Origin of the sequence: Streptomyces sp. NPDC058239 (genome assembly GCF_042882185.1) — a bacterium.
Taxonomy (GTDB): domain Bacteria; phylum Actinomycetota; class Actinomycetes; order Streptomycetales; family Streptomycetaceae; genus Streptomyces.
In genome coordinates this window covers 1-9599 of record NZ_JBHVWS010000084.1, presented here as the reverse complement: position 1 = coordinate 9599, position 9599 = coordinate 1, and the positions used below count along the sequence as shown (strand labels likewise).

Genomic DNA, 9599 nt, shown 5'->3' with positions numbered 1-9599 from the left:
TCGTACTCCTGCCGTAATGGACAGGTTCCGCCGCTGCCGCCGGGTGCTAACGGCCCGGCGCCGAACAGGGCCGTTGCGGCGGGCCGGTGACCAATCCGGCCGGCCGCAACAGGTGGGTGAGATCAGCAACCCCACTGGATGGTGCCGATGACGCTGACGGAAATGACCGTCAGGATCGAGGGGGCCTCCTCAGGAGCACCCTCGGCGGCCATCTCCGCAACGTCGGTGTACGCGTCGAATCCTTCGGCCAGCTCGATCTCGGACATGGTTTCTCCTTTGTGAGTCCCATCAGGTGGTGCCCCGCCCGGCGGACCGGATTTCTCTCGGGGCGACAACGAAACTACGGTGGTGGCGGCCGGATTCGAAGAGACAATTGACGGCGGTCAAAAGGGCCTCTGCTTTTCATCGGGCCGGGGGAAGAAAGGCGGTGATGAAAGGTTGCGCGCCGGTTCGGTGGGGTCGATGTTCGCCTCAGTCAGTGCCTTCCGTACGACATCGGCCGGGCCGTCGGCAGAAGGGTGGTCGCCTGTGGGTACGGCGCTGCGGACCAGGGCGGTCGCCATCACGCGCGACCGGTGCTCTCCGAGGCTGATGCGGCGCATTCCCGGCCGGGGGTCCTCGGGTTCCCAGGCGAGCGCAACACCCGGGGCCACCGGCAGGGCGAAGCAGGGGGTTCCGGTGCCCACCCCCTCCACGCTGCCGACGGCCCGTATCAGACCGGGCAAACCCTTCTGCGCACGGCTGCCGAGGTACACCACCAGGGCGTCCTGGCGGGGGAATTGCCCTCCGGACGAGATGACCTTCGCCCGGTAAGGGAGGGCCTCCTCCTCCAAGTACCGCAGCGCCGTGCCCCAGACATCGACGGCGACCCCCGGCGAAGGCACGTGCACGTACATGCGCAGCACAGGGGAATCTCCGGTGAGCGGCCGGGAGCCGTCGGCCAGCAGGAACCCGGGAGTCAGCCGTGGCCTGACCGCCGCGACACGCACGGAGGCCAGGTGGCCGATCCGCACCGCGTCGTCTTCACCGGCCCAGCCGGCCTGACTGGCCGCGGCGGTCTTGGCAGTCTCGGCCGTCTCAGCGCTGCCGATCGTGATGCGGTCGCGATCGAGGCGCACCCGTACGCCCGCTATCCGGACCACCGCCTGCCGCCCGTCCACCGTGAGGACCGGCGCCGGGTAGTGGGTGAACTCGTGCGGCACGGCCCGGACGAGACTCTCCTCCAGAGCCCGGTCGAGCGCGGGAGGGGCCGGGTCGGCGTCCGGCGAGCGCCGCCCGACGTGCATCATCTGGTAGATCGCGTTGGCGAGCCGGGATTCCAGCGCGCGTGGGGATGTTGCTGTGACACGCTCTCCCCGTACCGCCGCGCTCAGGCCGTCCGCGTGGACCCGTACGCTGTCGAGCACCGCGTACACCCTCGGGGCCAGGGGGCGCGCGTCGTTCGGGACGGCTTCCTTGCGGGCGTGCGGTCCCGTCCGGTTCGCCGTCATGCCGGTGCCTCCCCGAGTCCGAGAGTCGGGACGAACGCGCCGGGAGAGAGCAGCGCCTTCCTCCCGATCCCGGCAGCGGCACGGCCAAGGGCCGAGAGACGGGCTGCGTTGCCGGCGCCCGCGAGAAGTCTGTCGAGCAGATGCCACCCGGCGAATGCCACGACGCGTGACGTCTCGACGGCCGTGCCCGCGTCCGCGCGTGCGGTGCGATAGCCCAGCCGGAACGCTGCGATGACGGGGCGTGCCGAACGGATGCCCTCCGCCACCTGCGACACCATCCGGGAGCGTGCCGTCGCGTCATCCCCTTCCCCGGCCGGCTCCAGGGCCGCGGCGTCAAGCACGGCACGGTGCAAGACGTCACCGACGACTCCGCCCAGATCCCGGGCCGGGTCCCCTGCCCGGAACTCCTCGAGATCGGTGAGAAAGACCTTTCCCTGGCTCACGAGGAACTGGTCGAGTCGGAGGTCGCAATGGGCCGCCACCGGCGTGGCCAGCTGCTCACGCGTCAGGAGCCCGCGCACCGCCTCAAGCAGACCGGAGTCGTCCTGCACCAGGCTCCACATCTGCAACTCGGCGGCTGACGCGGCCTCGAACATCGGGGCGGGCAGGCCTTCGAGCAGCTCCAGAGAAGGCAGCAGGGGCGTAGGGGCGGGATCGCCCCGCAGCGTCGTCACCGGCAGTTCGTGCAGCCTTCCCACCGTGACCCCGAGCTCGTACGCCAGGTCCTCGGTGAGCTCACCCTCGTTCGTCAGCTCGGCAGCGGTCCTCGCCTCTTCCACGAGCTCGAACACCAGCAGCCGACCGTCCACGTCCGCGCCGAGGCAACGCGGAGAAGAGAGACCGAGGTGCGGGTGGCTGCGCAACAGCCGATCGAAGGCGAGCGACTGTCGTATCCGCGCGGCCGAAAGCTCCGCGGGTGCGTCCAGCCTCTTGACGAACACCTTCCGGCCGGAGTCCGTGACACCACTCCAATGGGGATTGCGGCCCTTCCTGCCGCGGATACTGTCCGGGGACGTCAGTTCGCCCAGGCCGAGCCGCGCCAGGAATGCGTTGATCTCGGGAAACTCGCTGAGCGGTGGTGTCGTGTGCGATGGCATCTGCGTATGCATGGGGCTCTCCGTCACTGCGTCCGGGTCGGTTTCGGTGTCCCGCACACGTCGCCGTCGGCGGGTGAGGGTGGATTGTCATCCGGGCGTATGAGCCGTGAGGTGAGCACAGCGGTCCGATGCCCTGTCCCGGCGGAAGGCTGGAGGTCGTAGGGCGCGGCTTCCGGCTGTGTGCTCCCGCTGCGGAAAGGCGAGGCCGGGCGCCGACCGGTGACCCGGCCGATCAGGAAACCCGTCGACAGACAGCCACCTGCCAGGATGGTCACCGCGGTCCCGGTGAGGCGATGCGCCGCACCCGCCAGCCCGGCTGTTCCGAGCAGCCCGATGATCGTAGGGAGAGCAGCCCGCAGTCTCCGCGTCTCTCCCCCGGTCGTGGTACGGGGAGCATCCCTGCCGGGCCGAGGCGCAGCAGCGTCGGCGAGCGCCGCCTCGGTCTCCAGCCAGAACTGTTCCCAGCGGCCGGTGTCCCCTCCGCATGCCCGAACATAGGAGAGCGTCACATCCAGGCTGGGGAGGCTGAGCCCACGAGCCGCCTCCGAGAGCGACGTCCCCGAGTAGTTGGCACGGGTGGCGAGCTGCCTGTATGAAGGGTTGCCCGCAGCCCTTCGCAGGGCTCGCAGCCCATGGGCGAAACTCTGTAAGGGGCCCTCTTCGGGATTGATGGGTGTTTCAGGTCGTCCCATGCTTCGTCAACTCCTCGCTCTTCTTCCCCCGTCGCCCCGTCGCGAGCGGGTCGTAGTCCTGGACCGCCGGTCGTCCGACCGGGTCCGGTTGCCCGTGCTTCTGGTGGTGCTCGTGCATCGGTCGGTGGCTACTGGTGAGCCGTGCCCACTGTTCATGTCCGGCCGTGGAGGTGCTCTTCTGGCAGCTCGACCTACCTGTAACGGTTGACGAGTTGATTGAACGGCTGTGGGTCTGCAGCCCAGCGCTCCGGCCGGCCGTGACCTACCCGGGCGGGGGCGGCGAGCGCCGCCTCGGCGCGGTCGCCGCCCGCCGCCCGCTCCTGGGACCGGTACAGGTCGAGGGCCTGGGACCGGGCGGCACAGGCCTTGTCCGGCCGGTCGAGGGCGGTGAGCGTCTCAGCGATGTCAGCGATGGTGTCGGACTCGTTGAGCACACCGAATTCGGCGACCGGCGGTCGCCGGTGATCGATCTCGACCACACTGCCATCGTCTCGAGTCATCGTGGAAAACGCCGCCATCCGTCGGCGCCTACCGAGAAACCGCGTCCGCGCACCGGTCGCCCAACTGCCGACGCACAGCGCCGCCACGCCGATGAAGAACTTCCGTTCGATCGACATCGTCCTCACTACTGGCACGCCCATCTTCTCTCCTCTTGCGTCCCAAGAGCCGGTCTTGATCCCGGCCAGACGGCAGTCGCACCGGAAGGCGGGTCATCCCGGCCACCGGTGCGTCAGCCGACCGGGCCGGGCCCGTATGCATGGGCCCGCTGTGTCTCTCGCCGTGCCGTAGCGACGGTTTGGCCGGCCGGGCACCACAGAGACTGCTGACCGCCGGCGGGCCGAAGCAACGGCAACCGGCTGTCCGGGACAGACGCGGGCTGTCCGGGCTGGTCAGGGCCTTGTTCGAATTGCGCATCGGACAGCGGGGCATGGCGAGTTCGAGGGACAGAACGCAACGGGCCGCGCGGACTGCCTCGTCGACGAGCGCACGGCCGACACCGTCATCCGTCGGGATCTGGACAGCGGGCTTCCAGTGATCCTCCGTCCAATACCTGCCCACGTGGTTGACCGAGTGGAAGCGGAGTTCAGCACCACTCCCATCACCGACTGAGCTCGCAGTCAGCGCGTCCTGACCGGCAGCAGCTCGCTCATCCAGCCTGGCAGTTCGGGGTCCTCGCGCCAGGCCTCGGCGATCGACACCAGGGCCGCCCACGACGCATGCGCGACGGGCCCGGGGCGACCCGTTGCAAGGTCTGCATACAGACGACGGCACAGGTGGGACGTGACTTCGTACAGGGCTCCGTTGACCTCGGCCACGCGTGCCAAAGCGGCCCCCTGGGCGTGAGGCGGCTCTCCGTCGAGGCGGATGGTCAAAGCCGCAGCAGCGTATGTCCGTCCGTGGATGAAGTCCCGCAGCGCGACCACCTGGTCCCACGTCGGCAAAGAGTGCTGGGGGGAGGCCGACTCGGTCGTGCCGCGAGCGGCCCGTTGTTCGAGGACACGGCCCGACTGACTTGACGGCGTAGCAACGTGAGGTGTCAACGGCCAGGTGACGTGTAGCGCTGCGTGGCTGATCGGCGCTTTGACCAGGGGTGATCGGGCGGCGGAGCCGTGGTGTCGGTGGCGTATCGGGGGCTGTCGGTCCGGTGTCGGTGGGCTCTGGCACCTTTCGAGAGGTCCTGCCGGGTGCCCATCCGGCTGCGGGTTTCCGCTTTCCTCTCCTCACCCGAGTTCAAGGAGCGCACATGACGATCACTGTCCGACCGGAAAGCACCGTGATGTTCACCGGCGATTCGATCACCGACTGCCAACGGCTGGAGAGCGAAGACGGTCTCGGGTTCGGCTACCCGCTACGCGTTGCGGGCGAGTGGGGACTCCGGCACCCGGACCGGCCCGTGACCTGGCTGAACACCGGGATTGGCGGCAACAAGGTGATGGACCTCGAAGCCCGCTGGCAGACAGACGTGCTCGACGCGCGCCCGGACGTGGTGTCGATCCTCGTCGGGGTCAACGACATGGGCTGGCACACGCTGGACCCGAAGGGGTACGTGATCCCCGCGGAGGAGTTCGAAGCGGGATATGACCGCCTGCTCGCGCCCCTTTCCGAGGCGGGCACGGAGCTGATCCTCATCGAGCCGTTCCTCCTGCCGATCCACGACGTCGTCGAGGCCGGTGCCGGTGTCACGCTCATCGGAGAGGAGGAGCGAAAGGAATGGCGCACCGACCTGGACCCGAAGATCCAGGTCGTGCGCAAGCTCGCCCGCAAGTACGGCGCGCATCTGCTCGACGCCGACGACATGTTCGCCGAGCTCGCCGCGACGACCGGGCCGGAGTACTGGGCCACAGACGGCGTACACCCGACGCCGGCCGGTCACGCCGCACTCGCGGCGGCCTGGCTGCGCCTGGTCGCGTGACCGGGCCTCGCGATCACCCGCGGCACCGGCAATCGCGAACGAGGGGAAACGACATCCTGGAACATCACCCGGCGTTACTCGCCACCTGGCCGTAGCTATACGAGAACAGGGCCTGCATCGCCTTTCTGGAGATGTGCGAGATCAAGGGCCAGGACCTCTGCCCGTGGTTCGAGGCCTGACTCAAGGTCTGCGGCCGTATTGCAGGGCTGACGCCGCAGCCGCTCCGGCTCGCCTCCTCCGTTCTTCCCGGCGAGCAGCTCCTCCTCGACTGGTGCGACAAGACGCTGCCGAACTCCGAGCCCACGAGCGGTGAGGCGGGGGACGTCGTTCTCGTCAGCCCCCGCCTCGTCGCCAACGGCCGGCACCGGCTCTCCTGCCTGCTCGATCTGGCTTCGGGAGTACAGGGCCTGAACGGCAGTCCCATGCGGGCCTCGGGGAGACTGGACGGCCACGCGATGGTGGTCTCCCCCGTCACGAGCGGCGGAACGGTCAGCTCGATCGCATCAGCGCTGACGAGCCGGTCACGTTCGGCGAGCGCGAGTTCGATCGGCGGATGGATGCCGCTGCACGTGGGGTACTTCTTCGCCAGGACATCGGCATAGTCGGGATCGTCCGGCAGAGGGCCATGCGGTGTCGGGAAAGCGCAGGATCGTCCCGAGTACGGTGCGGTACACCGACGGCAACCGCCGCTGGGCCCTGGGCACACCTTTGTAAGTGGTCAGCCGCCCCTACGAAGTGCTCCGCCCCCGGCCCGCGTTCGTCGACCGGGGCCAGCTCAAGGGCCTCGTCGTCTTCGTACGCAACAACGACGAGCTCCGCATCCTGGGTCGGACCGCGCCCAACGGCACCCGCATCATCCTCTTACCCGAGGCGTGACTCCGTTCCCACTGACAGTTCCCGTGGCAGAACGACTGACGCTGTCGTGGCAGACGACACCTACTCGATCGTGGAAGCCCGCGCCCGCCTGGGCGCCATCGCGCGCGAGGTCAGCGCCACCCGTGAGCCGTGTCGCCATCACCGACCACGGACAGACCTTCGCGATACTGGTCAGTCCTGCCGACGCCCTGGAGCTCCAGGAGCTGCGGGCCCTGGCCGCCTACCGCGCGCGTCAGGCCCGGGGCAAGGAAGCCGGCGTCCCGCACGACGAGGCGTACCGCCGCGTGTTCGGCGGAGCCGAGGCGTGAGCTACGAGGTCGTCTGGGAGCCCGAGGCCCTCGCCAAGGCCGAGCGATTCGCCAAGGACGACCCCGCCGGGGTGCGGCAGGTGTTCACCGCCGCCGACCACCTCGCCGACGACCCCAGGCCCGACAGCGCGTTCGGCAGCACCGACGTGCTGCGCATCCACGTCGGCGACTACCGCGTGATGTACAAGATCAGCGACCAGCAGATCTGCGTCAGCGTCATCCACCTCGGCAACCGCAGCTGTCGTGAAGCCGAATCACTGCGTTGGGCGTTCTACGCTGTCACCATTGCCCATTACGTTCAACGGCCCAGCGTCCTGGGAGGAAGCCTTGAAGCATTCCCAGGTCCCCGGATCGCTCCGGCCTCCTGCAGAAGGGACAATGCGATGGATCCTGATATCCGGACCAGGGCCGCACTCGAGGAGCACTGGCAGGCATCGGAACGTGGGGATACCGAAGCCGAGCACGCCATCTACGCTGCGGACGCGATCCTCGACTACCCCCAGTCAGGTGAACGATTCCGGGGCCGCGCGACGATTTCGGCGCAACGTGGCGGGCACCCTGCCAGTCGGCACTTCACCGTCCACCGGATCGTTGGCAGTGGAGATCTGTGGGTGAGCGAGTGTGTCATCACGTACGACCGGGCGCCCACCTATTCGGTGAGCATTATGGAGTTTGCCCACGGGCATGTGGTGCACGAGACGCAGTACTTCGCGGACGCCTTCGGTGCGCCTGAATGGCGGACAACACTCGCGGAGCCGATGCCGGGCAGGAATATCGCCAGGGCTTGACCCAGGGTTGGCCTCGATCGTTCATGAGTCCTCGTCGGTTCGCTGACGGGGACTCTGCATTTGCGGGGTGCGGCTTTTGCGGGATCAGGGCAGGATGAGGGCCCAGTTGTCGCATCGGGCGGGCGTCGGGTTCCACGTCCCGGTGTAGTCGTTCGGGTTGTTCGCACGGACGAAGTGGCTGGTCAGACAGGGTTCGGCAAGGCCTGGAGCCTGTCGACAGCGCCGGTGATGACGTCGGTCCAGGGCCATCGTGCGGGCAGGCGGAGCCAGCGGCGGCGGGCGGGACTCACGAGTTGCGCGAGGGCGGAGAACAGCCGGGGCCGGAGCTTCTTGGGTTCCCAGCGGCGGGTGTCAGCTGGGCCGGGGCGAGCCGGGCGGTTTCGATGTGGCCAGCTGCGGTGTTCGAGCCGGCGTTGCCGGGCCGCAACAGGGCGGCCTCCGGCTCCCCGGAACCGACTTGGCCGTGGTCGACGAACGCGACCAGCGGATGATGACCGGAGGTTTTCTTCCAGGTCGGTGTCGCGTCCTGTTTCTCGGAGTGCGCGAGGACCAGCACTCCGTCGATGTCCACGATCACCTGTCCGTCGGCGGCCGGAGACCTGGCCCCGGCCAACTCCCAGACTCGCTTTCGCGCTTCGGCACAGGCCGAGCGGATCGCGGTCAGTGCCTTCGGTCCGGATGCGGCCAGCGCGCCGACCAGGCGGGAAACGGTCGGATCGGAGGCCACCGGGCCGAACACATCGGGCTCGGCCCGCAGCCTCGCTACATCCGCAAGGCAGTCCCCGCCCAGAGCGACCGCGAGTGCGACATCCAGCAGGACCTTGTCCGGCCCAGGCCAACTGGCGGCGTTCGTGGCTGGTCGGGGTACGGGCCTTCGGGGCAGAGCCGACTGACGTCGACACCAACGTCGTCTACCACGCGGCCGAGGCCGATCTGACTCTGCGCCGGGCGATTTCCCGGTCCCCCGCTCGATCATCTGTCCGGTGTGCTGGCAAAACTCGGCATGCCCCCTGGTCACGCTGTCGCACCGGGAACTCCAAGATCCCCGACAGAGTCAAGCTGAGAGCTGGCTAATTGGGAGTGTTGGGGAGTGCGGGGCAGTGATCGATCTGGGTGCGGTGCACGGTGGCTGTTGGGCCCGATGAGGCTGGCAACGCGAACTTGTAACACGTTGGCCCTGGTTCATAGCCCACGACAACGCGAGTTCCCGAGTTGTTGCGTGTAGCCACCCAACGGCCTCCTGCCGCGTGTGCAATCTCTTGGTCGGTCAACTCTCCATCATTCAAAGCCTGTTGAAGACGATACTCGGTCAGCCCAGCCTTCTTACCGAGCTTCTCCGCCGCCGGGATCTCCGGTTTGTCGAAGAAGTCGGACACAGCGACGGACACCCCGACACCCGCTGCGATCACGGCAGCGAAAGCGACGGCTATGGCGAGGACCGCGCACCCGGTCACGCGTGACCGGGGGCGCGGGGAGGTTTCCTGAGTCATCTGGTCAGGATCCCGTATGTCCGATCTCGTCGAGCCGCTTACGCATAACGTCGGCGTAGCCGGTGGCGCCGGCGCTCTTGGGATGGAAGGACTCGCGGCTGATGCACACCCCGTCGCCAACGCCCCACAAGCACACTTCGGGCTTCTGCTCCGTATCGGCATAGTTGACCAATTCGACCAGGGCCTGTACCTCGGTCATGTCGAACCACAAGGAGCCGCTGGACTTTGCCGACCGGCTCAGCAGTTCGGGATATCCCATCAGGACGATCTGAGCGTTGGGTGCCTTTTTCGTGATGTCCTCCAGAACCGCGGTCAAGTCCGGGATCATCCGGTCAACGATCGGGCCCTGACCCAAGGCCGGGAAGTTAACGAACTCGCAGGTCATGCAAGGGTGTTGAAGGATCGATGACGCGAAGCAACGGAGCTCGTTGGTACAGGCAGTCGA

At 68.0% G+C, this 9599-nt stretch carries 11 protein-coding genes and 2 pseudogenes; 4 read left to right on the top strand and 9 right to left on the bottom strand.

Translation table 11 applies throughout. The annotated features are described in order from the left end of the window. Nucleotides 1-122: 122 nt before the first annotated feature. The 7 genes from ACFVYE_RS44035 to ACFVYE_RS44005 form a co-directional block, all read right to left on the bottom strand. Nucleotides 123-266: an LxmA leader domain family RiPP gene (locus ACFVYE_RS44035; RefSeq protein ID WP_383979499.1), complete on the bottom strand. Its 144-nt coding sequence runs from the start codon at nt 264-266 to the stop codon at nt 123-125. Nucleotides 267-383: 117 nt separating this feature from the next. After that, complete coding sequence (locus ACFVYE_RS44030; RefSeq protein WP_383979502.1) at nt 384-1490, bottom strand: T3SS effector HopA1 family protein; 1107 nt, start codon at nt 1488-1490, stop codon at nt 384-386. Next, on the bottom strand, nt 1487-2599 hold the full coding sequence (lxmK, locus tag ACFVYE_RS44025; RefSeq protein WP_389609133.1) for a class V lanthionine synthetase subunit LxmK: 1113 nt from the start codon (nt 2597-2599) through the stop codon (nt 1487-1489). The genes ACFVYE_RS44030 and lxmK overlap by 4 nt, the downstream gene beginning before the upstream one ends. Nucleotides 2600-2610: 11 nt before the next feature. Next, nucleotides 2611-3279: a helix-turn-helix domain-containing protein gene (locus ACFVYE_RS44020; protein WP_389609131.1), complete on the bottom strand. Its 669-nt coding sequence runs from the start codon at nt 3277-3279 to the stop codon at nt 2611-2613. After that, on the bottom strand, nt 3266-3397 hold the full coding sequence (locus ACFVYE_RS44015) for a hypothetical protein (protein WP_383979510.1): 132 nt from the start codon (nt 3395-3397) through the stop codon (nt 3266-3268). The genes ACFVYE_RS44020 and ACFVYE_RS44015 overlap by 14 nt, the downstream gene beginning before the upstream one ends. A gap of 73 nt (nt 3398-3470) precedes the next feature. Continuing rightward, nucleotides 3471-3920 carry a hypothetical protein gene (locus tag ACFVYE_RS44010; protein ID WP_389609129.1) on the bottom strand — a complete coding sequence of 150 codons (450 nt, stop codon included), beginning with the start codon at nt 3918-3920 and terminating at the stop codon, nt 3471-3473. Nucleotides 3921-4397: 477 nt separating this feature from the next. Beyond that, nucleotides 4398-4595 carry a hypothetical protein gene (locus tag ACFVYE_RS44005; protein WP_383978918.1) on the bottom strand — a complete coding sequence of 66 codons (198 nt, stop codon included), beginning with the start codon at nt 4593-4595 and terminating at the stop codon, nt 4398-4400. A 428-nt stretch (nt 4596-5023) separates the two neighbouring features. On the opposite strand from ACFVYE_RS44005, the gene ACFVYE_RS44000 reads away from it, so the two are divergent. The 4 genes from ACFVYE_RS44000 (at nt 5024) to ACFVYE_RS43985 (ending at nt 7664) form a co-directional block, all read left to right on the top strand. Then, nucleotides 5024-5692 (top strand): SGNH/GDSL hydrolase family protein, encoded by a 669-nt coding sequence (locus tag ACFVYE_RS44000; RefSeq protein WP_383978921.1) that lies wholly within the window; start codon nt 5024-5026, stop codon nt 5690-5692. Between the two features lie 714 nt (nt 5693-6406). Beyond that, nucleotides 6407-6568: a hypothetical protein gene (locus ACFVYE_RS43995; protein ID WP_389609127.1), complete on the top strand. Its 162-nt coding sequence runs from the start codon at nt 6407-6409 to the stop codon at nt 6566-6568. A 122-nt stretch (nt 6569-6690) separates the two neighbouring features. Further along, nucleotides 6691-6876 (top strand): hypothetical protein, encoded by a 186-nt coding sequence (locus tag ACFVYE_RS43990; protein WP_389609125.1) that lies wholly within the window; start codon nt 6691-6693, stop codon nt 6874-6876. Continuing rightward, on the top strand, nt 6873-7664 hold the full coding sequence (locus ACFVYE_RS43985) for a type II toxin-antitoxin system RelE/ParE family toxin (protein WP_389609123.1): 792 nt from the start codon (nt 6873-6875) through the stop codon (nt 7662-7664). The genes ACFVYE_RS43990 and ACFVYE_RS43985 overlap by 4 nt, the downstream gene beginning before the upstream one ends. Nucleotides 7665-8016: 352 nt before the next feature. Here ACFVYE_RS43985 and ACFVYE_RS43980 read toward each other — a convergent pair. Both ACFVYE_RS43980 and ACFVYE_RS43975 read right to left on the bottom strand, forming a co-directional pair. Then, a pseudogene (locus ACFVYE_RS43980) lies at nt 8017-8493 on the bottom strand (transposase); the annotation flags it as partial. Between the two features lie 665 nt (nt 8494-9158). Then, nucleotides 9159-9599, bottom strand: a pseudogene (locus tag ACFVYE_RS43975) (hypothetical protein); the annotation flags it as partial.

Coding starts and splice junctions, on each gene's coding strand:
- ACFVYE_RS44035 (WP_383979499.1), bottom strand. CDS start 266: ATGTCCGAGATCGAGCTGGCCGAAGGATTCGACGCGTACACCGACGTT.
- ACFVYE_RS44030 (WP_383979502.1), bottom strand. CDS start 1,490: ATGACGGCGAACCGGACGGGACCGCACGCCCGCAAGGAAGCCGTCCCG.
- lxmK (WP_389609133.1), bottom strand. CDS start 2,599: ATGCATACGCAGATGCCATCGCACACGACACCACCGCTCAGCGAGTTT.
- ACFVYE_RS44020 (WP_389609131.1), bottom strand. CDS start 3,279: ATGGGACGACCTGAAACACCCATCAATCCCGAAGAGGGCCCCTTACAG.
- ACFVYE_RS44015 (WP_383979510.1), bottom strand. CDS start 3,397: ATGCACGAGCACCACCAGAAGCACGGGCAACCGGACCCGGTCGGACGA.
- ACFVYE_RS44010 (WP_389609129.1), bottom strand. CDS start 3,920: ATGGGCGTGCCAGTAGTGAGGACGATGTCGATCGAACGGAAGTTCTTC.
- ACFVYE_RS44000 (WP_383978921.1), top strand. CDS start 5,024: ATGACGATCACTGTCCGACCGGAAAGCACCGTGATGTTCACCGGCGAT.